The sequence below is a fragment of the Vibrio iocasae genome, assembly GCF_042245395.1.
GTDB lineage: Bacteria > Pseudomonadota > Gammaproteobacteria > Enterobacterales > Vibrionaceae > Vibrio > Vibrio iocasae.
Window position 1 is genome coordinate 112,733 of the sequence record NZ_CP145311.1, and the last position, 21,746, is coordinate 134,478.

At 44.2% G+C, this 21,746-nt stretch carries 21 protein-coding genes; 13 read left to right on the forward strand and 8 right to left on the reverse strand.

Annotation, left to right across the window (positions count from 1 at the left end):
* Position 1 precedes the first annotated feature (1 nt).
* Genes SNR28_RS10000 through cysQ form a run of 3 tightly spaced genes read left to right on the forward strand, consistent with a single transcriptional unit; the run spans position 2 to position 2,199 of the window.
* Positions 2–760, forward strand: a complete 759-nt coding sequence (locus tag SNR28_RS10000) for a type II secretion system protein N (RefSeq protein ID WP_375752166.1) — start codon at positions 2–4, stop codon at positions 758–760.
* 49 nt (positions 761–809) lie between these two features.
* Entirely contained in the window at positions 810–1,367 is a 558-nt protein-coding gene (gene nudE / locus SNR28_RS10005; RefSeq protein ID WP_375752168.1) for an ADP compounds hydrolase NudE, read from the forward strand.
* 10 nt (positions 1,368–1,377) lie between these two features.
* Positions 1,378–2,199 carry a 3'(2'),5'-bisphosphate nucleotidase CysQ gene (gene cysQ / locus SNR28_RS10010; protein WP_375752169.1) on the forward strand — a complete coding sequence of 274 codons (822 nt, stop codon included), beginning with the start codon at positions 1,378–1,380 and terminating at the stop codon, positions 2,197–2,199.
* 209 nt (positions 2,200–2,408) lie between these two features.
* Here cysQ and nfuA read toward each other — a convergent pair whose 3' ends face one another.
* The gene (nfuA, locus tag SNR28_RS10015; RefSeq protein ID WP_375752171.1) at positions 2,409–2,996 is read right to left on the reverse strand and encodes a Fe-S biogenesis protein NfuA; all 588 of its coding nucleotides are present in this window, start codon (positions 2,994–2,996) and stop codon (positions 2,409–2,411) included.
* Between the two features lie 86 nt (positions 2,997–3,082).
* On the reverse strand, positions 3,083–3,793 hold the full coding sequence (locus SNR28_RS10020; protein WP_375752173.1) for a ComF family protein: 711 nt from the start codon (positions 3,791–3,793) through the stop codon (positions 3,083–3,085).
* Positions 3,794–3,882: 89 nt separating this feature from the next.
* Between SNR28_RS10020 and bioH the strand changes: the two genes are divergently transcribed.
* Together bioH and SNR28_RS10030 are read left to right on the forward strand one after the other, a co-directional pair.
* Positions 3,883–4,650 (forward strand): pimeloyl-ACP methyl ester esterase BioH, encoded by a 768-nt coding sequence (gene bioH / locus SNR28_RS10025; RefSeq protein WP_375752175.1) that lies wholly within the window; start codon positions 3,883–3,885, stop codon positions 4,648–4,650.
* Positions 4,651–4,783: 133 nt separating this feature from the next.
* On the forward strand, positions 4,784–5,254 hold the full coding sequence (locus SNR28_RS10030; protein WP_375752177.1) for an ATP-dependent Lon protease: 471 nt from the start codon (positions 4,784–4,786) through the stop codon (positions 5,252–5,254).
* 53 nt (positions 5,255–5,307) lie between these two features.
* Here the strand turns inward: SNR28_RS10030 and SNR28_RS10035 are convergent, their stop codons facing one another.
* On the reverse strand, positions 5,308–7,653 hold the full coding sequence (locus SNR28_RS10035; RefSeq protein WP_375752178.1) for a Tex family protein: 2,346 nt from the start codon (positions 7,651–7,653) through the stop codon (positions 5,308–5,310).
* A 208-nt stretch (positions 7,654–7,861) separates the two neighbouring features.
* On the opposite strand from SNR28_RS10035, the gene SNR28_RS10040 reads away from it, so the two are divergent.
* The 7 genes from SNR28_RS10040 (at position 7,862) to envZ (ending at position 14,859) form a co-directional block, all read left to right on the forward strand.
* Entirely contained in the window at positions 7,862–9,736 is a 1,875-nt protein-coding gene (locus SNR28_RS10040; RefSeq protein WP_375752180.1) for an ATP-dependent zinc protease, read from the forward strand.
* Positions 9,737–9,741: 5 nt separating this feature from the next.
* Positions 9,742–10,308 (forward strand): sigma-70 family RNA polymerase sigma factor, encoded by a 567-nt coding sequence (locus tag SNR28_RS10045; protein WP_375752182.1) that lies wholly within the window; start codon positions 9,742–9,744, stop codon positions 10,306–10,308.
* A gap of 82 nt (positions 10,309–10,390) precedes the next feature.
* Complete coding sequence (locus tag SNR28_RS10050) at positions 10,391–11,386, forward strand: permease (RefSeq protein WP_375752184.1); 996 nt, start codon at positions 10,391–10,393, stop codon at positions 11,384–11,386.
* Positions 11,387–11,402: 16 nt separating this feature from the next.
* A complete protein-coding gene (locus tag SNR28_RS10055) occupies positions 11,403–11,636 on the forward strand; it encodes a thioredoxin family protein (protein ID WP_375752186.1) in 234 nt (77 codons plus the stop codon).
* 352 nt (positions 11,637–11,988) lie between these two features.
* Positions 11,989–12,468 carry a transcription elongation factor GreB gene (gene greB / locus SNR28_RS10060; protein WP_375752187.1) on the forward strand — a complete coding sequence of 160 codons (480 nt, stop codon included), beginning with the start codon at positions 11,989–11,991 and terminating at the stop codon, positions 12,466–12,468.
* A 268-nt stretch (positions 12,469–12,736) separates the two neighbouring features.
* Positions 12,737–13,456 carry a two-component system response regulator OmpR gene (gene ompR / locus SNR28_RS10065; protein WP_375752189.1) on the forward strand — a complete coding sequence of 240 codons (720 nt, stop codon included), beginning with the start codon at positions 12,737–12,739 and terminating at the stop codon, positions 13,454–13,456.
* A gap of 80 nt (positions 13,457–13,536) precedes the next feature.
* Positions 13,537–14,859, forward strand: coding sequence for a two-component system sensor histidine kinase EnvZ (gene envZ / locus SNR28_RS10070; protein WP_375752190.1), 1,323 nt, complete (start codon positions 13,537–13,539; stop codon positions 14,857–14,859).
* On the opposite strand, the gene recG is transcribed toward envZ, so the two are convergent.
* From recG to gmk, 5 genes are all read right to left on the reverse strand, one after another.
* Positions 14,856–16,934, reverse strand: coding sequence for an ATP-dependent DNA helicase RecG (recG, locus tag SNR28_RS10075; protein WP_375752191.1), 2,079 nt, complete (start codon positions 16,932–16,934; stop codon positions 14,856–14,858). The genes envZ and recG overlap by 4 nt on opposite strands.
* Before the next feature lie 77 nt (positions 16,935–17,011).
* The gene (gene trmH, locus SNR28_RS10080; RefSeq protein WP_375752193.1) at positions 17,012–17,698 is read right to left on the reverse strand and encodes a tRNA (guanosine(18)-2'-O)-methyltransferase TrmH; all 687 of its coding nucleotides are present in this window, start codon (positions 17,696–17,698) and stop codon (positions 17,012–17,014) included.
* Positions 17,699–17,775: 77 nt separating this feature from the next.
* A complete protein-coding gene (gene spoT / locus SNR28_RS10085) occupies positions 17,776–19,896 on the reverse strand; it encodes a bifunctional GTP diphosphokinase/guanosine-3',5'-bis pyrophosphate 3'-pyrophosphohydrolase (RefSeq protein ID WP_375752195.1) in 2,121 nt (706 codons plus the stop codon).
* 39 nt (positions 19,897–19,935) lie between these two features.
* On the reverse strand, positions 19,936–20,208 hold the full coding sequence (gene rpoZ / locus SNR28_RS10090; protein WP_047049053.1) for a DNA-directed RNA polymerase subunit omega: 273 nt from the start codon (positions 20,206–20,208) through the stop codon (positions 19,936–19,938).
* A 93-nt stretch (positions 20,209–20,301) separates the two neighbouring features.
* Positions 20,302–20,925 carry a guanylate kinase gene (gene gmk, locus SNR28_RS10095; RefSeq protein ID WP_375752197.1) on the reverse strand — a complete coding sequence of 208 codons (624 nt, stop codon included), beginning with the start codon at positions 20,923–20,925 and terminating at the stop codon, positions 20,302–20,304.
* Between the two features lie 266 nt (positions 20,926–21,191).
* Between gmk and SNR28_RS10100 the strand changes: the two genes are divergently transcribed.
* Entirely contained in the window at positions 21,192–21,740 is a 549-nt protein-coding gene (locus tag SNR28_RS10100; protein WP_375752198.1) for an ECF-type riboflavin transporter substrate-binding protein, read from the forward strand.
* The last annotated feature ends 6 nt before the right edge of the window (positions 21,741–21,746 follow it).

Here is a 21,746-nt window from a genome sequence, read left to right on the forward strand (position 1 = left end):
GTTGAAGCGGATAATTTATTTCTCTCTTCTGTTTTTATTTGTTCTGACGGCTAGTGTCATTGCTCATCTTCCTGCTTCATTTGTCTTTAATCAGATTCCTAAAATCAGGGGCTTAGATGTTACTGGTATCTCTGGAACGATTTGGCATGGTCAGGCAAATGAAGTTCGATGGCAGGGGACGAATGCGGGGCAGTTTCGTTGGAACTTCTCTGCGATGAAGTTATTACAGGGAAAGGCTGAATACGCGTTAAGGTTTGGACGTGGTAGCGATATACAGTTAACTGGTACAGGCAACATGGGTTATGGTCTGCAAGGGCTTTATGCTGAAAGGGTGCTCGCTTCAATTCCAGTGAATGCAATTATGGAGCGTGCTGCTATTCCGTTCCCTATTGATGCGAAAGGAACGGTAGAGCTGACTCTCAATAGTTTCCAGTACGTTCAACCATGGTGTGGCGAAGCGAAAGGCGCATTGGTATGGAATGGTAGTGAGATTGACTCACCTTTAGGTACTTTAGAACTTGGTACAGTGTTCACCGATTTTACCTGTAGCGACAATAAACTCACACTATCTGGTAATCATGAAGCAGCACAGGCATCTGGTGCTATGGATACAGAGCTTACACCGGATATGAGGTACAAACTATCCGCCTGGTTCAAACCAGGAGCGGAACTTCCAGAGGCGATGCAATCACAGCTTAAATGGTTAGGGAATCCTGAGAATGATGGCAGGTATATATTTGAGCTGTCAGGTAAGCTCTAGCTGTGATAGATTCATTGTTAACAAATTATTAAAACGTTAGGAGAAAGCTATGCCAAGCAAAAAGAAGCCAGTGATCAAGTCGGTTGAACTCGTTGCGAAGTCTAAGCTTTTTTCAATTGAATCTCTTGAGCTTGAGTTTTCAAATGGTGTTCAGAGAACCTATGAGCGAATGAAGCGCAGTGGTCGTCAGGCGGTACTAATGGTGCCAATTACTGAAGATGGCGACCTGTTATTAATAAGGGAATACGGAGCTGGTACCGAAGAGTATGAGCTTGGTTTTCCAAAAGGGTTAGTAGATTTAGGTGAAACTCCTGAGCAAGCTGCCGATAGAGAGTTAAAGGAAGAAATCGGCTTGGGGGCCAGAAAGCTGACACCACTAAAAGATGTGGTGCTTGCTCCATCTTATTTCTCCAGCAAGATGACGCTATTTGTGGCTAGAGATCTTTATCCAGAGAAACTGGAAGGTGACGAGCCAGAGCCGTTGGAAGTTGTGAGGTGGCCGCTTCAGCAGGCTGAAGAGCTGTTAACGCATATGGACTTTAGTGAAGCGAGAAGTATCGCTGCACTTATGCTCGCGTTACGACTACTCTCTCAGGAATCTGAGTAAGGATTAAAAAATGGCTAAAGATCTCTCAAATCTTTTGCCTTCAGTAATTGAAGTTGCAAGAGCAGCAGGCCAGCTCATTCTGGATATATACGAAAATAAAGAGTACGAGGCGTTCACTAAGTCTGACTCTACACCTGTGACCAGTGCAGATTTAGCGGCACATAAGTTCATTAGTGAACAGTTAAGTGAGCTAACTCCTGATATCCCCGTTTTGTCGGAAGAAGATGCAGATATAAGTCTTGAAAAGCGTTCTCAATGGGACCGCTACTGGCTGATTGACCCTCTTGATGGCACTCAGGAATTTATCGCACGTAGTGGTGATTTCGCCACAATTATTGCTTTAGTAGAAAACAACAAACCGATAATGGGCGTTGTTTATGCACCAGTATCAGGTGTGACTTACTATGCCTGCGATGGACAAGGTGCCTGGAAAATTCCTCAGTTGGGTGAATCTGTACAAATTCAGACTCACCTGCACGAAGAGAAGAGCAATTCGCTGGCTATAGCGATAAGTCGTCGTCAGGATATCAACAATATCACTAACCGAATGTGTCCTTCCTGGAACTATGATTTGGTGCCATTGGGTTCTGCTGCTCTGAAGGCTTGCTTGGTTGCGGAAGGTGCAGTTGACTGTTATCTGCGCCTTGGTCCAACAGGAGAATGGGATACCGCTGCGACACAATGTATTGTTCAGGAGGCCGGGGGAAGAATTCTAAGTACCCAGCTTAAGGCGCTTTCATACAATGAGCGAGATACGCTAGAGAACCCGAATTTTATTGTTCTTGGGGATGAAAGGTTGCCGTGGGATCAGATTCTTAAGGTGAAGGATTAGTCTGATAGGCGATGGGCTATAGGCGATAGGCATTAGGTCAAGATACCTGGTGATAGTAGAAAAATAAAAAGCGCGATTGGGTTGAACCATCGCGCTTTCTTTTTAAATTTTGTACAGCCTACAGCCTACAGCCTACAGCCTACAGCCTACAGCCTACAGCCTACAGCCTACAGCCTACAGCCTACAGCCTACAGCCTACAGCCTACAGCCTAGTAGTAAGAGTGTTCACCACGAGCGTGCTCAGTTGAGTCGCGAACCGCTGTTAGTTCACCTTCAAACTGTTGTAGTAACTCTTTTTCGATGCCTTCTTTAAGTGTCACATCTACCATTGAGCAGCCATTACAACCACCACCAAAGGTAACCAGAGCAACACCATCTTCAGTAATTTCATTCAGGCTAACGTGACCACCGTGGCCAGCAAGTTGAGGGTTTACCTGAGTTTGAATCGCGTAATCTACTCTTTCCATCAAAGACGCATCATCAGATACTTTACGCATTTTAGCGTTTGGCGCTTTAAGTGTTAGCTGAGAGCCCATTTTGTCTGTTACAAAGTCAATCTCAGCATCTTCCAAAAATGGCATGCTTAGCTCATCAACAAATGCAGAAAAGCCTTCAAATGGCATTTCAGTATCTGCTGCTTCAACAGCTTCTGGTGGACAGTAAGATACACCGCACTCCGCATTTGGCGTTCCTGGGTTTACAACAAATACACGAATATTGGTTCCTTCAGGCTGTTGCTCGAGAAGTTTAGCAAAGTGAGCCTGAGCATTTTCTGTGATAGTAATTATATTTGACACGACTAATACCTGAGTAATTTTGTAGGTTATTTCAGATTTATTGTACTCCTGTCATAAAAGGATGCCACCTTTTTTTATTTCTTTGCTTAACCATCGGGTTCAGGAGTACGGGATATACAGTAAATATCAATTTTTTCTATTTCAAATTCAAGCAGTAAGTTGCATAAATGTCGTACCGTACTGCCTGTTGTGACCACATCGTCAATGATTGCAACATGATTGCTTTTTGGTAGCCGATTAAGCTTAAACGCGCCTTCAAGATTTCGTTGTCTGTCTTCGTAACGTAATCCCTGCTGAGGCGGTGTAGATTTGCTTCGGAGAAAAATATCCCGCTCAACGGTAGGGGAGTTTGGAAGATGTTGAGCTAGAAAGTTTGCCAGAACCTCACTTTGGTTGTATCCGCGCTGGGCTAGCCTTTTCCAGTGAAGCGGAACCGGGAGTAGTGTTGGTGCCGGATTCCCAATCTGCTGTGCAAGCAATGCGGTTAGGTCATAAGCTATTTTATAGTTGTTTGAGTATTTTAGTTGCGATATGTAGTTGGATAGCGGTGGCTGATGATCATCAACACAATAAAGTCGTCGCCATGCTGGTGGTTCTTTGATGCAACGATCGCATTTCTCAACCTGCGTAATGGTTGTTAATCCACAACACTGACACCGAGGTAGAGGTGAGAAGTAACGAATGCAGTGTTCACACCAAATAAGGTGGCTATCGGGCTGGTTAATGGTGAGACCACATAAATCGCATTGAGAGGTACAATGGCTATGTATTTTGTTTCTGATCCAGTTTGAGAGCATAGCACCCTGGTGTTACATTGAGCTGATATCAAGATGGTAATTAAGAACCGAATAACCACAGTGTGGCTTTAGTGGGAGAAAAAGAGAGCATGAGCACAACTTTACACTGGCAAGTACTTGGCAGCGGAGAAGATGTTGTCCTGGTACATGGTTGGGGCATGAATGGCGCAGTTTGGACCCAAACAGCAGAAGTGCTGTCTCAGAACTTTCGGGTTCATATTGTTGATCTTCCCGGCTACGGGCACAGTGCGGATTTGCACGCAATCGATCTTGAAGATATTGCCACTCAGGTTCTTAAAGATGCTCCCGAAAAGGCTATCTGGATAGGTTGGTCACTAGGAGGATTGGTTGCAACACAAGTCGCTCTTAATCACCCTGAACGGGTAAGCAAGTTAATTACAGTTGCCAGTTCTCCTAAGTTTGCCGCAGATAAGCCTTGGAAAGGTATTCAGCCAAAAGTTCTCTCAGCGTTTACTCAACAGCTTGTTGAAGATTTTCAGGTGACTATTGAGCGCTTTATGGCGCTTCAGGCGATGGGTAGCCCGACAGCAAGGCAAGATGTGAAAGCTTTGAAAAAAGCGGTCTTATCACGTCCTTCTCCGAATCCCGACTCTTTACTTGTCGGTTTAGGACTACTGGCAGATGTTGATTTTCGGACGCAGCTCAAAAATTTGACGATGCCATTTTATCGACTGTATGGTCGGCTGGATGGGCTTGTTCCAGTGAAAGTTGCTGAAGATCTGCAGGAGTACACAGAAAATTCAGAGTATTTCACTTTTAATTCGTCATCTCACGCGCCTTTTATGACAGAGCTGGACGAGTTTTGTACTAAGATTACTCAAATTATTGGTAAATAATTGAGCAAACTGGCCGATAAGTAGTCTAACCAGGCAGGAACGAGATTATTTATCGGTCATGCTTTTCTGGTTAGCGTTGTTTTATCAGTAGTAGAAACTGATAACGCGATGCGAGAGTAGAAGGAGGTTTGTCATGATTGTGTCGCCGACCAACGTGAGCGTGCCACTGATTGCCCCTTCGGTCAATGTTCAGACGGAGCAGGCTGCGCGGGAGAACAAAGTTCGAGAACCCGTTACCCCTCCGGTTGAATTGGCAAAAACCAATGCTGAAAGACGCGTGAAAGCGGAAGATAAACGTCGCAAGCGTCCTGCGTGGGAGCCATCTGACCACCCTGAGTATGATTTGGACAATGAGGCAAGTGCGTCGACAGCACAAAGTGAAGAACCACAAGATACGTTAGCCAGACTGTTTAGGTTAATTGCATTGCAAACCTACTCAGAAAAGCAAGGTATGGGATACACTATTCGCTTTCGATTGCCAAAAAAGCTTCTAGAGGCAGCGATTGTTCAGGGGAAAATGGAGCAACGCCGTACTGTGATTAAGTATCACTATGGTCATGCTGTTGCACCTAACTCACCTTCAGAGGTTATAGCGGTGCTATAAAAAAGGCTCTGGTGTTGATACATCAGAGCCTTTGCTTTATCTGTATTTAAGAGTTACTTCTTTGCCTTTGCAAACGCTGCTGCGAAAGCGCCACCCATAGCGTTATTCCCAGACTGATTACCACGAGAGTCATTTCGCTGACAGTTTCCTCTTTGCTGGTTAGCTCCGCGATTTGATGGTGCATCTTTAGAACGATTATTTTGTCCCGGTTCGTCTTTCAGTCTCATTGAAAGAGAGATGCGCTTACGCTGTACATCCACTTCCATCACTTTTACTTTAACGATATCACCTGCTTTCACGACTTCGCGTGGGTCAGACACAAACTTATCGGTTAGTGCTGAAATATGAACGAGTCCATCCTGATGAACACCGATATCAACAAAAGCACCAAAGTTAGCCACGTTAGATACCACACCTTCTAGTACCATACCTGGCTCTAAATCCGATACTTCGTTAATGCCTTCTGCAAAAGTTGCGGTTTTAAACTCAGGGCGAGGATCTCGGCCCGGTTTATCCAGTTCTTTAATGATATCGGTGACAGTAGGAACACCGAAGGTATCATCTGTGTAATCTGAAGCTTTAAGCTTTTTCAGGAAGTCGCTGTCACCAATAATTGCCTTAGTGTTTTTGCTGTTCTTCTCTGAGATGGCTTTAACCACAGGATAAGCTTCCGGGTGAACGGCAGAGGCGTCCAGCGGATTTTTGCCATCCATAATTCTTAAGAATCCAGCACACTGTTCGAACGCTTTAGGTCCAAGGCGAGCTACTTTTTTCAGTGTGGTTCTGGCTTCAAAGCGACCATTAGTGTCACGGTAATCAACGATGTTCTGAGCAATGGTGGCAGACAGGCCAGCTACGCGTGTCAATAATGCCGGAGATGCGGTATTCACATCAACACCTACTGCGTTTACACAATCTTCAACCACAGCATCAAGACGTTTCGCCAGTAAGCTCTGGCTTACGTCATGCTGGTATTGGCCAACACCGATAGACTTAGGGTCGATTTTTACTAGCTCGGCCAGTGGATCCTGAAGGCGTCTGGCAATAGAAACGGCACCACGCAGCGATACATCAAGCTGCGGAAACTCTTTCGCAGCCAGCTCGGAAGCTGAGTAAACCGAAGCCCCAGCTTCACTCACAATAATGGTCTGTACACTCAGGTTCGCTTTCTTTAGGGTATGCGCGACAAAGGCATCTGTCTCGCGAGAAGCCGTACCGTTACCAATAGCGATAAGGTCTACATTGTGTTTACGGATAAGTTGTTCAACCACCTGAGCTGATTTCTCTATCTGCTTTTGTGGCGGGTTAGGGTAGATGGTTTCTGTAGCCAGAACTTTACCTGTAGAGTCAACAACAGCGATCTTTGAACCTGTTCTTAAGCCAGGATCCAGACCCAATGTCGCACGAGGTCCAGCAGGTGCTGCCATAAGCAGATCTTTCAGGTTGGTAGCAAACACTTCAATAGCATCGACTTCTGCACGCTCTTTCATTGCGGCCATCAGTTCCGTTTCCATATGCATAGAAACTTTGATGCGCCATGCCCAACTGATAACCTGTTTACGCCAGTTGTCAGCAGGAGCATCGCTTAAGTGGATGTTGTAGTGGTTGGCAATGATGGACTCACAGTATGAACCGCGAACCGATTCATCTTGGTCTGGGTCTGCGTTCATGGTCAGTTGCAGGAAGCCTTCATTGCGACCGCGAAGCATTGCAAGTGCCCGGTGAGAAGGAGCCTTGCTTATGGGCTCGTCATGCTCAAAGTAATCTTTGAACTTCTCGCCTTCACGCTCTTTCCCTGCGACTACACGAGAGTTGATCTGAGCTTGTCGTTGCAAGTGATGACGAATTTTCTCCAGAAGGTCAGCGTCTTCTGCAATTCTTTCCATCACAATTGCGCGAGCTCCATCAAGCGCGGCTTTAGAATCTGCAATGCCTTTGTCTGTATCAACAAATTTCGCTGCTTCTGTTTCTGGTTCTGTTTCTGGGTCATCCCATAGCTTGTCCGCCAGAGGCTCTAACCCTGCTTCTTTCGCGATTTGTCCTTTTGTTCTTCTCTTTGGCTTGTATGGAAGGTAGAGATCTTCAAGGCGAGTTTTGCTGTCAGCATCGTTGATGGCTTTTTCCAACTCAGGGTTCAGTTTACCTTGTTCAGAAATCGACTTAAGAATAGTTTGGCGTCTATCATTCAGTTCGCGAAGGTATGACAATCGGGTATCCAGAGTACGTAACTGTCCATCGTCCAGAGCTCCGGTCACTTCTTTACGGTAACGTGCGATAAATGGAATCGTACTGCCTTCATCAATCAGTTTTACGGTAGCGGTAACCTGATCGACACGTACATTCAGTTCTTGTGCTATCTGATTGCAAATGTTCTGTTGAGCTGAGTTAAGTTGACTCATCTTTCTTCTCTTTAAAAAAATTTTATTTTCTTGGCTATAAATGGGGATAAATATCGTATTTTCTAGGTCAGTAACAAAGAATGACGTAATGCTGCATTTTGTTTCTCTATTATGAGCTAGAATAAAAATTGCATACTATATTTGGCTAGAAGATAAAGCGATATCAATAGATTAGATGTCGTTATTATTCAGATTACAGGCGATAAGAATGAAAAAAATCCCTCTTGTGCTAACTTTGATTGCATCCAGTATTTTACCTTTTGTGGCTCAGGCAAAAGATACTGCAAACTACACAACTCAAAACCCTGCTTATCATTTAGATGATAAAACTGTCCTTGGTCGGTTAGAGCAGATCTATTTTACCCGTAATCCTGAATATGCTCATATTCCTTTCGATGCCAAAATAGATACGGGAGCTGATACAACGTCTACGCATGCAGAAAATATTCATCTGCACAGTCTTAATCCTGATTACTCAGGCAAGGTAGACACGGAACTGCTAAAACAGATTGTAGAAGAGTATGGTGGTACCAAGAGTTTCCGCTGGAGAGATGACTATGACAACGAAGAAAAGCAGATCATAGTGACATTTGATCTCCGTAACCCAGATACGGGCGACCTTCTTTCTTTTGAAACACCACTCCACCGAATTAGTGTAGTAAGAAGCCGCACGAGTAAAGAGCCGCTCTACCGACCTGTAATCAAAGTACAGATGAGAATTGGCGATATTGAGATTGAGTCTGAAACAAGCTTAACCAATCGGGAGAACTTCAGTACACCTGTGCTGATAGGTAAAACTTTCCTCAAAGAAAATGCCTGGGTATTTGCGGGCTACGATTATCTGCAGGAGCAACCAAAAGCACAGGTTATCGGGCGCTCTGAAACCATGATGATCGATGATCTCGCGATGGATGTGAGTTTCTCGATGACCAGCAAGTACTCATCGATGCACGCGACGAACATCAAGGTTGATGAGAAGAAGCATCAGGTCAGTTTTACCACTGAAGATAAAGACGGCAACGAAAAGAACATGACAATGCCGTTGGCTGGATATGTTTCTTTTGGTAAGACAAAAAGACCAGAAGTCTACATTCAGGCGAAAGGCAAAGAGAGCTTCGATGAGAAGCTACAGGTTTATTTAAAAGATCGCTCAAAAAGCTCAACTCAGTTGCGATTGGGTAAAGAGGTGCTTAGTAAGCATTTTGTCGTCAGTGCGACAGATAAATACTTGTTAGATAAGCCCGCAGAGTTATTTAAAACCCGAGTAGCTAAAAAGAATCCGCTTATTGTCTCTCCAGAAGAGTTGATTTCTGTCGACGGTATTGAAGTAGAAGCTAAACCAGACTTTAGTGTACAAACACCTTTGTTGAAGGTTCCTAGCTTTGAAATTACAAGCGCAGACAAAGGGGAGCAGGTGACTTACTTCCTTGAGGATGAAGACGGAAAATCTAAGAAATATATTAAACCGATTATTAAGAAGCTCCGTGTTGGAGATTCAGTACGCCCTGTGGTTGAGGTTAAGCTGGAAGCTGGTGGTGAGTTTAAAACCTATGATGTGGCGTTAGAGGCTCTGGACAAAAACGATGATCCTAAACCTGTTTTCCTTATCGGCAGAAAAGCTTCAAAGAACGGTGTGCTTGTAAATACCAGAACAGAACTTCTGTTGCAGTCGCACGACCTGGTTAAAGCCGGTTATATAGAGAATGCAACGGTCGAAGGCATGAGCTTCCCAGTTAAGCTGGATACCGGTGCGGACGTTAGCTCCATCAACGCGCAAAACATCGAACTGTTTAAAGAAAACGGTGTAGATATGGTACGTTTTGTGTATGAAAATAGTGAGGGGCAAAAGAAGGAGTTCACTAGAAAAGTTGTTCGTATGATGACTATCAAGGCAAAGGAGGGTGAGAAGCCAAACCACCGACCTGTTGTTAAGATGGATGTTCAGATCGGAGATATTAGAGAAAAGGTTAAAGTTAACTTACAGGACCGTTCTCGATTCGAGTACAGCATGATTTTGGGTGAAAACTTTCTTCGGCATGGGGTTGTGGTGAGTAGTGACACCACGTTTATGCTTGGGAAGTAGGGCAAATGAGTGATACGGAATTTTTAATGCAGGAAGGTGCTTTTCCATGTGCAATGCGGGCATGGAGTCAACATGAGCAAGCCTTACTGCATTGGTTGCTAAAAGAAACACACGATAAAGAGCTTTCTCAGGACTTGTTGCAGGAAGTGTTTGTGAAAGTAATGCAGCAAAGAGAAAGCTTTTGCAGTGTTGAAAATACCAAAGCCTGGATGTTTCGTGTTGCACAGAACTTGTTAATCGACCAGATCAGAAAAGACAGATATCACCCATTGGACGAGCAATCAGACAGTGAGGATGAAGAACCTCAGTATGATGCTATTGATCTACTGGCACTGAGTTGCCTGCCAAGAGTCATCTCCGAGCTGGAGCAGTCGAGCAGAGAGGTGATAACCGCCTGTGACTTACAGGGAATGAATCAGCAAGACTATGCAATCCAGCATGGTCTTTCTCTCCCCGCTGTCAAATCTCGATTAAGAAGAGCCAGAGAAAAGCTTAAACAGCAGATAGAAGTTTCATGCAAAGTGAAGCTGGATGAGAATCAGAATGTCTGTTGTTTTACTGCCAGAACATAATTTTTAAACTTTTTGAGGATCCTTTTAGAAGGTAGTACGTCTATGTATCAGATAGACGAATTATTACTCCTAAAGGATTCACATGTTTCAAGTTTTTAGCGATCTCGCTACCTGGCTCGTTTACGGTCTGCTTGATCTGTCACCGGATACAAAATTCGGTGAAGCACTGCATTTCTTTGTCGAAGATACCACCAAAATATTTGCGCTTCTTATCGTGATGATTTATGTCATCGCACTGCTTCGTGCGTCCCTGAATGTCGAACGAGTCAGAGACTATCTGGCTGGAAAACACCGTATGTTTGGATATGTAATGGGCGCAGTGTTTGGTTCTATCACTCCTTTCTGCTCTTGTTCCAGCATTCCTGTATTTCTTGGTTTCACCTCTGCTGGAATACCGCTTGGTATAACAATGGCATTTCTTATCACCTCTCCTCTGATCAATGAAGTCGCGGTACTGCTTTTAGTAGGGTTGCTAGGTTGGAAATTCACGGCAATGTACATCCTGATCGGGATTGCTGTCGGTATTCTTGGTGGTATGTTCCTTGATGCCATAGGAGCCGAGCGATGGTTGCAATCATTTGCTGCCGATGCGCTCAAAAGAGGCCGTGAAAGTCAGGAAGATGAATCTCTCGAAGTGCAGGATGAAACGAAACTAACTCTGAAAGAGAGACATGAGTTTGCTAAGGATGAAACGACAGAGATATTTGGCCGTGTTTGGAAGTGGGTTTTTATCGGTGTAGGTCTGGGTGCTGCTCTTCATGGCTTTGTTCCCGATGGTTGGATCGAAGCACATCTGGGTGACCGTCAGTGGTGGTCTGTTCCTGCCGCTGTTCTACTCGGTATTCCTCTCTACTCAAATGCCACAGGTGTTATTCCGGTAATGGAGAGCTTGATTGTAAACGGTCTGCCAATTGGCACCACACTCGCATTCTGTATGAGTACCGTTGCCGCGAGCTTTCCTGAATTTATTCTTCTTAAACAAGTCATGCAGTGGAAATTGCTAGCAACACTATTTGTCGTGCTACTAACCGCATTCACTCTGGTTGGCTGGTTCTTTAACTATATCCCTTTAATCTAAATTGATAGGTAATAATATGAAAACAGTAAAAGTATTAGGTTCTGGTTGTAAAAACTGTCAGGTGACGGCTGATCTTATTGAAAAGGCAGCGAGTGTGGCTGGTGCTGAGATTGAGCTAATAAAGGTAACTCAACCACAGGACATTATGGCTTATAACGTGATGAAAACACCGGCAGTCGTTATTGACGAGAAAGTGGTTCACAAGGGTAGTGTGCCTAAAGAAGCAGTGGTCGCTGGCTGGTTTAACTAAAAATTTTAAAGAGTAGTTGGACCTTTGGTACTACTCTTTTCCCCTTTGGTGCACGTACTAAAAACCCATTGCCTACCTCTTCCCCAAAAGAGCTCTGAGCAATGGGGAGTTTATAGAGATGTATCCCTTTGCGTCTTCTGTGACTCCATTCGGCCTCACGAACCGAATTGTAAGTACGTCACCACTCTTAACGTGAACTTCTTTTTCAACATAGTATTTGCATTCTCATCAGTTGGTTGTTGGTGAATATGGCAGTATAGTCTTTCCCTATACACATAAGCTTTTTGCCTAAAGTGATATTTAGTGCACTAAAAAGGCATGGCAGCATTTATCGATAACTTGGATTGTAGAAGTGAAAACCAAACTAATAACCAGAGAAGGCTACAATAAGCTTAAAGCTGAACATGATCATCTGTGGAATGAGAAACGACCAGAAATAACCAAGATAGTGACTTGGGCGGCTAGCTTAGGAGACCGTTCAGAAAACGCAGATTATACGTTCAACAAGCGCTTACTACGCCAAATCGATCGTCGCGTTCGTTTTTTGCGTAAGTTCTTACCGGAAGTGACCATTGTTGATTACTCACCACAGCAGGAAGGCAAAGTGTTCTTTGGTGCCTGGGTAGAAATCGAAAATGAAGCGGGTGACATTAAGAAGTTTAGAATAGTTGGACCGGAAGAAATCTACGGTGATGCTAAGGATTATATTTCTATCGACTCACCTATGGCGCGTGCACTGTTGAAAAAAGAGGTCGATGATGAAGTCGTCGTTCGTACGCCTGAAGGTGACAAAGAGTGGTTCGTCAACTCAATCAGTTATAGTAAGTCCTAGATTGTTTAGTGTTCGTAATGTGAGTTTTGAGGTAATCAAAGGCAATTAATTTTTAAAGGAAAATAAGTTTGTTCTATCTCTTGTTTACCGTAGTCTGGTAAATAAGCTAGTTTCAGCAACAGGTTAGGGCTGATTTCTATTTATATTTGCAGACAAAATATTTGGGTACGTAATAAACATTAACAATTATTTGCGCAAATTTTACTCTGGCAATGATACAGTTTCCTATGCTTATAAAAAGTAAATAGTTACTGACGGATGTAAAAGAATGCAAGAGAATTATAAAATTTTAGTTGTCGATGATGATGCGCGATTACGTTCTTTGCTGGAGCGTTATCTTTCTGAACAAGGCTTTCAAGTTCGAAGTGTTGCCAATAGTGAACAGATGGACCGACTACTTACCAGGGAAAATTTCCACCTGATGGTATTGGATCTAATGTTACCAGGAGAGGATGGTCTATCCATTTGCCGTCGTCTTCGAAGTGCTGAAAATATGATTCCAATCCTGATGTTAACAGCCAAAGGTGATGAAGTAGACCGAATAGTAGGCCTGGAAGTAGGTGCTGATGACTACCTGCCTAAGCCATTTAACCCACGAGAGTTACTTGCCCGAATCAAAGCAGTTTTGAGACGACAGGTTATTGAAGCACCGGGAGCACCGAGTTCCGAGGAATCTATCGTTGAATTTGGTGAGTTCAGGTTGAACCTTGGTACTCGGGAAATGTTCCAGGGAGAAGAAGCTTTAACACTAACTTCTGGTGAATTTGCGGTATTGAAAGCGCTAGTAACGAATGCCCGAGAGCCTATGTCCCGAGATAAGTTAATGAACATGGCCAGAGGACGTGAGTACTCAGCTATGGAGCGCTCAATAGACGTTCAGATTTCACGTCTTCGCAGAATGCTGGAAGAAGACCCAAGCAAGCCTAGGTATATCCAAACCGTATGGGGTTTAGGTTATGTTTTTGTTCCGGATGGAAAAGAGGCATAAGTCTATTTTTTAATGTAGCTATTTCCCCGCCCAGTGCGGGGGATTAAGATTGATTATCTTGTATAAAATTTGAGGCGCATATGCGAATTCGCAGCTCTCGTACTCAGGCAATTCTACTCTTTGCTGTTGTTTTAATTGGTAGCCAAGTCTTCTCATATTACGCAGTTTTCAACTACGCACTTCTTCCGAGTCTTCAACAATTCAATAAAATTTTGGCGTATGAAGTCAACTTAATGCTGGATCAAGACGTCGAACTTGAGAATGGCACCCTTCACCTGGAAGATAATGTTCGAGATAGGCTTCTGGAGCGTCTGGGGGTGACACTCCATCCATTGGATGACCCATTGGTGAAAGAATTTGAAAGTGCTTCTGTTATGGATTTCCTTGGTTCTGATATTAGTGAAGAGCTTGATACTTCTGCGGAAGTGAGGCTTTTACTAGGGTCTGAAAGTTACATTCTTTGGATACGGCTCGATGAGCTGCCTAACTACTTGCTGAGAATTCCATTGTCCGAGCTGCAGGAAGAGGATTTTATTCCTCTGTTTCGCAATAGCTTAATCATGGCTTTGCTTATTATTTTGGGAGGATGGATTTTTATAAGAATCCAGAATCGCCCACTTATGGCTTTGGAAAAAGCCGCTTTAAAAGTCGGAAAAGGTGAAATTCCGCCACCGCTTAAAGAGCAAGGGGCAACAGAGATCAAAGCTGTGACTCAAGCGTTCAACAAGATGTCGAAAGGTATTCAGAGACTGGAGGAAGACAGGGCACTTCTCATGGCCGGTATTAGCCACGATCTCAGAACACCATTAACTCGCATACGTTTAGCTACAGAGATGATGTCTGAGCAGGATAGCTATCTGGCTGAGAGTATGATAGAAGATACGGAAGAGTGTAACGAAATAATCAGTCAGTTTATGGATTACCTTAAGCCAGTAAAAGCGGATAGCTTTGAAGAGGTTAGCTTAAACGGAATTGCATCAAGCCTTGCCAATGCAGAATCAACGTCGGATTTAGATATAGAGCTTAAGACGGATGTTCAGTTAAAAAGTGTCAACGGAAATCCTATTGCGATTAAACGTTCAATTAGTAATTTAATTGTGAACGCCAGAAGATACGGGAATGGTTGGATAAGAATGTCGACAGGTATGACAGCTGATAATCAGTTGGCCTGGGTATGTATTGAAGATAATGGCCCTGGTATTGAGGAGAGTCAGCTTGGTAAGTTGTTTGAACCCTTTACCAGAGGAGATACCGCAAGAGGAAGCGAAGGTACAGGGCTAGGGCTCGCCATTGTTCAGAGAATAGTGAGTCAGCACAACGGCACTATCGCTGTAAATAACCGTTTAGAGGGTGGTTTAAAAGTGCAGTTGAGCTTTCCCGTCGTAATGAAAGGAAGAACTTAAGCATTTGAGTAGATATCGCGATTTTCCAGCCATCGGTTAATGATCGCCTGTGCATTCTGTGGGTAACGCTCATGGATGTGACGGGCGATACGCTGTACTTCAGGAATCATTTTTTGGTCTCTGACCAGATCAGCAATTTTAAACTCAGCGACACCGGTTTGTTTCGTTCCAAGTAACTCACCAGGACCACGAATCTCTAAATCTCGTTGAGCAATAACAAAACCATCATTGCTTTCTCTCAAGACTCCCAGGCGTTTTTGCGCTGTTTTAGATAAAGGGGCGTGGTAGAGCAAAACACAGTGACTAGCCACAGAACCTCGACCAACTCTTCCTCGTAGCTGATGAAGCTGTGCTAAGCCAAGGCGCTCAGGGTTTTCTATTATCATCAGGCTAGCGTTAGGTACGTCAACACCCACTTCAATAACCGTAGTCGCAACTAACAGGTGTAGCTCATTGTTTTTGAATTGCTGCATGACTTCCTGTTTTTCTGCTGGTTTCATCCGACCGTGGACAAGGCCGATTTTCAGTTCAGGAAGTTGTCTTTGTAGTTCATCTGCTGTGTCTGCTGCGGCTTGAGCTTCTAGTACCTCAGACTCATCAATTAGTGTACATACCCAGTAAGCTTGTTTGCCCTCATTAAGGCAGGCATTTCTTACTCGCTCGACAATATCATTACGTTTGGTATCGGGAATGGCCACCGTCGTGATTGGCGTTCTTCCCGGAGGCAGTTCATCTATCACAGACGTTTCAAGATCTGCATAGGCTGTCATAGCCAATGTTCTGGGAATTGGTGTTGCTGTCATAATTAGTTGATGCGGAAAAGCACCCTGAGCTTCACCTTTCTCACGAAGTTTAAGGCGCTGGTGGACTCCAAACCGATGTTGCTCATCGATGATAACCAGAGAAAGGTGGTTAAACTGAACATGTTCCTGAAACAGTGCGTGAGTACCTACTACCATCTGAGCTTCTCCGCTGGCAATGCGAGATAACTCAGCCTCCTTGGTTTTCCCCTTTAGTTTCCCCGCTAACCAGCCGACTTTAATACCCATAGGCTCAAGCCAGTTGGCAAAGTTAATCGCATGCTGTTCTGCCAGAAGTTCCGTTGGTGCCATCAATGCAACCTGATACTCATTCTCTATTGCTCTGACTGCGGCAAGTGCCGCCACCAAAGTTTTACCTGAGCCTACATCTCCTTGCACTAATCGCATCATAGGGTGTGGTTTAGATAAATCCTCTTCTATCTCATTAACCACTCTTGCCTGTGCATTGGTTGGAGAAAAAGGAAGTTGATCCAGCAGCTGAGATTTGAGTTTATTAATGGGCTTTAACGGAAGTGCAGAATCCAGTTGTCCTTTGCTTCGAACCGCCAACATAGAGAGGTTCTGAGCCAGTAGTTCTTCCAGTATTAGCCGTTTCTGTGCTGGGTGTTTGCCTTCATCAAACTCTTCGATATTAATATCTGGTGGTGGTCTGTGGATTGTATGAAGCGCTTGCCCCATGGTGAGCTGGTGGTCGTACAGCCCATTAGGTAGGAGTTCCTCTATTGCGGACTTATCCAACAACTCAAGGGCTTGATCGGTGAGGTTTCTTAATGTTACCTGTCTTAGACCTTCTGTTGTTGGGTATACCGGAGTGAGATTGTTTTCTGTATCAGGTTTCTGCGCAGGTGAGAAAAACTTAAAGTCAGGGTGGACAATCTCCAGCCCATAGCTGCCTCTTTTAATTTCACCATAAGCATGTACTAACTTACCTTTGGCGAAATTGTTCTTCATTCCAGCAGTAAAGTTAAAGAAGCGGAGAGTAACACTGCCATTACCATCGCTGATCTTTACTGTCAGCATTTTTCGGCGGCCAAAGATGGTATCGCAACTCATCACCTTGCCCTGAACGGCCCCCCAAAGTCCCGGGTGGAGCTTCGCCATAGGGTAAACACGAGTTCTGTCTTCGTAACGGAGAGGAAGGTGAAAAAGGAGATCCTGAATAGTCGATAAGCCAACCTTAGCCAGCTTTTCTGCAACCTTGGCACCAACACCAGAAAGTGAAGTAATAGGAACAGCAGAAAGTAACTGGGACATAAGCAAATCTCAGGAATTGAATGTAATCAGCTACATTCAATCATTTTACTGTCTTTTTGTACAGGTGGTTTTGATGGTTATTTACGTTGCATCTCGGCCCACCACTCCTTGTCTGCGACTATCTGGCCTTCATCATCCAGCGGAGGATAGGGTAGTTTTTTACGCTTAGCGACTTTTGCCAAAACCGGATGACCACGTTCAAACAGAGTTCGATGAATCACCTCTTCAGGCAGTGCAGACTTCTCACGTTCATACATACCCGCTAGTTCTCTTTGACGTTGAGCTTCAAATAGTATTAACGCGCTGGCTACTGAAACATTCAAAGACTGTACCATTCCAACCATGGGAATAATGATATCTTGATCGGCCAGTTCGAGGGCTTGCTTTGAAATGCCGTGCTTTTCACCACCAAGAACTATCGCAGTTGGTTTGGTGTAATCAATTTTTCGGAAATCGACAGCGGTATCCGACAAGTTTGTGGCAAGTACCTGCATTCCCTGACTTTTCAGAGTGCTGATAGCATCGCAAACTGAATCATGTGTATCTACTTCCACCCAGTTTCTTGCACCTGCAGAGGTATGACTCAAGGTTCTCATCTTTTCATCTGGCCAGACAGCATGGATTTTATGTAAGCCAACAGCATCTGCCGTTCTGATGACTGCTGAGACATTATTAGGCTTATGTACTTCTTCCAGACACAGAGTCAGGTCAGGCTGGCGAGCTTTGAGTACCGTTTGGATGCGGTTGTAGCGTTCAAGATTCATGGATGTTGCTCTGGAGATAGTTTCTTTTGGCGATAAAAAAACGCCTTCTGATTTGGCTCAGAAGGCGTGATTAGATTCTATGGTCTGCGGCGGCGTACTTTCAGTGCGTTAGGCATAACACGGATTTTCTTCATGATACCCGCAAGGTGCACACGATCTTTAGTCGTTAGCGCAAGAGTGATGGTGTATAAACGCCCATCTTTTTCCTCGGTAGAGATGCCATGGATATTGGAGCCAGTTCTGGAGATAACATTAGTCAGCTCCGCCAAAGCACCTTGCCTGTTATGCATATCGATTTGAAGTTCAGAGATGAACTCTTGTTCATGCTCATCTTCCCACTCAACACTCATGTACTTATCAGGTTCTTTCTGATAACCACGAACGTTTGAACATACTTCACGATGTACAACCAGGCCACGACCCGGCGATACGTGGGCGATAATGTGATCACCTGGAATAGGGTGACAACATTTTGCGTAGTTGAGAAGAATGCCATCAGCGCCTTTAATCGATAATTTCTTACTCGACTTAGATGGTACCGAACTTGTTTCTGTCAACTCATCGGCATCACCAAGCAGGCGGCGAGCGATTACAATACTCATCAACTCACCGAGACCTATTGCTGCAAGTAAGTCATCAACAGACTCGATCTTCAGATCCGTGAGCACGTGCTCAATATTTTCTGGGTAAATCGTGTCGATAGAGTGGCGACCAAGTGCGTGGTTCAGAAGTCGACGTCCAAGTGCTACAGACTCTTCGCGACGCATGGTTTTTAATACCTGTCGAATCTTAGTTCGTGCGCGTGAAGTAACTACGTAGTTTAGCCATGCTGCGTTTGGACGAGCGCCTGGGGCACTAATGATTTCGATGGTTTGTCCGTTTTTGAGTGACTTACTTAACGGGTAAGGCTGACGATCAACCCTAGCACCGACACAAGTGTTACCCACATCAGTGTGTACTGCATAAGCGAAGTCTACGGCAGTAGCACCAGCAGGCAGTTCTACAATTCGTCCTTTCGGAGTGAATACAAAGATTTCATCCGGGAAGAGATCAGATTTAACGTTCTCGATAAACTCAAACGAGTTACCTGCGCTTTGCTGAAGTTCTACCAGACTCTGCATCCAGCGTTGTGCTTTAACCTGCGCCGTTGTGCCTTTTCTGTCTCCACCGGCTTTATAAGACCAGTGAGCAGCGACACCTTTGTCAGCCATCTGATCCATATCTTCAGTACGGATTTGCACCTCTACTGGTACACCATGAGGACCTACCATAGAAGTATGCAATGACTGATAGCCGTTTGCTTTTGGTACTGCGATATAATCCTTCATCCGGCCCGGACGAGGCTTGTACAAATTGTGAACCTGACCTAGTACTCGATAACAAGTATCCGCATCATCTACGATCACACGAAAAGCGTAGATATCCATAATCGTATGGAATCGTTGCTCTTTGGTTTTCATCTTGTTGTAGATGGAATAGAGGTTCTTTTCTCGACCAATAACACGGGCATTCAGACCAACTTCATCAAGACGGCCTTCTAACTCCGTATGGATGCGTTGAATCATCTCTTTACGGTTGCCGCGAGCCGCTCTCACAACTTCTTTAAGAACCTTGTATCGGTTTGGATACAGAGCCTCAAAACCAAGCTCTTCCAGCTCGGTTTTAATGTTGTGAATACCAAGGCGGTGTGCAAGTGGTGCGTAGATTTCTAATGTCTCACGAGCTATGCGGCGTCTTTTGTCCGGACGTAATGCACCGAGAGTACGCATGTTGTGAGTACGGTCAGAAAGCTTAATCAGAATGACTCGAATATCCTGAACCATCGCAAGAACCATCTTGCGGAAGTTTTCAGCCTGAGCTTCTTTTCTGTCACGGAACTTAAGCTTGTCCAGCTTAGAAACACCATCCACCAGTTCGGCAACAGTATCGCCAAATTGTTCTGCCAGTTCTTCTTTTGATACTTCTGTATCTTCAATGACATCGTGCAGAATTGCCGCCATCAGAGTCTCATGATCCAGACGCATTTCTGCTAGGATTCGAGCTACAGCAACAGGGTGAATGATATAAGGTTCGCCACTGGAACGAGTTTGTCCCTCGTGAGCGTCTTTTGCTACCACATAAGATTGACGCAGAGCCTCTAATTGAGGCTCTGTTAGGTATTCCTGGGCAACGTCTTTGAGACTATCGAATAGATACAAATTATAGGCCCGAAAGGTTTCGTAAATTCAAATACAGAATTAACGGTTGTGAGCGATGCTGCTCACTGCTGCTAGTTCTGCTGCTTCCTGCTCTTGCTGCTCCTGACGCTCACGTGCATCAAGAACTTCCTTAGTGATCAAACCTTCTTCGATTTCACGAAGAGCGATAACCGTTGGCTTATCGTTCTCTTCAGGCACTAATGAATCTTTACCGCCAGTTTGCATCTGACGTGCGCGGCGAGCCGCAATAAGAACTAGGTCGAAACGGTTGCCAACTTTTTCAACTGCGTCTTGTACAGTTACGCGTGCCATGAGGACTCCCAATAGTTACAAAAAATTTAATATGACGAGAAATTATACACTCTATACCCAAACAACCTCAAGTTGTTACTTGAATATAAAGGGTTACTCAGAAAGTAGTGCTGTAAGCATGCCACTATATTTAGAGGTTTGCTTATCTTGCTTCAGACGCTCAGCACGAATAATTGCTTTAAAGTCCATAATGGAAACATCAAAATCGTCGTTCACGATAACATAATCATATTCATCGTAGTGTGACATTTCTGATTTTGCTTCACTCATGCGCTTTGCAATTACCGCTTCGCTATCCTGACCACGGGTTGTTAGTCTGCGCTCCAGTTCACCATTTGATGGTGGCAGGATAAAGACACTTTTAGCCAGTGGCATTTGTTCACGGATCTGACGGGCGCCTTGCCAGTCAATATCTAAGAATACGTCGATACCTTTGTTCAACGTCTCTTCAATCCATACACGAGAAGTACCATAGTAATTACCAAACACTTCTGCATGCTCAAGAAATTCGCCTTTTTCGATCAGCTCTTCAAACTTCTCTTTCTGTATAAAGTGGTAGTGTACACCGTCCTCTTCACCCGGACGCATACCGCGAGTAGTGTGAGAGACGGAAACTTTCATGGCGTATGTAGGATTCTTTTCCAGCAACGCATTGATCAAGCTAGATTTACCAGCGCCACTTGGTGCAGATACGATGTAAAGAGTGCCTGTAGCCATCTCGTTTACTCCACTTTGATTCGAAGTTAAGGATGAGTTTACTGGCATCCAGATTAAGAAACCAGCATAGAAAAATGGAGGCGAAGGGTAGCATGATGTGACGGCAATACACAACAGATCTATTAGTAATGGTGAATCTATGAATGCTTTGCAATGAATTAATTAGCCATCCAGACGTTTGTATTTTTAACGCATCACAAGTGCGCTATAATCCCGTTTAAATTATCACTCTGAAAAATATTTTTATTTTATAAAAGGATTTGTATATGAACTTAACTGCAAAAACAGTTGTTGTTATAGCAATTGGCGCTGCACTTTATGGTATCGGTGGTTTACCAATGTTTGGTATTCCGGTATTTGCCAACACTACTCTAAAACCTGCAATGGCAATTCTTGCGCTTTTCTCTGTTCTTTACGGGCCAATTGTCGGTTTCTTAGTTGGTTTTATCGGCCACTGGGTTACAGATCTATTTGCGGGTTGGGGAGTTTGGCTCACATGGGTGCTTGGATCGGGCATTGTCGGCTTGGTTATCGGGTTATTTCCTTCAATCACCAAAGGAAGAATCTCTCAGGGATTGTTTGAAGGAAAGGACTTTGTGATTTTTGTTGTGTTAACAATTGTAGGCAATGTTGTTGGTTACGGATGCTCTGCATTCCTTGACACCATCTTGTACGCGGAACCTTTCGCAAAAGTCTTTACGCAGCTAGTTATCATCGCTGCTGGCAATACTGTACTTATTGCTATTGTTGGCTTCTTTATCCTGAAATCTGTGGCTAAAAGAAACCAGCAAAGCCTAAATCTTAAAGAAGAATAAATATTA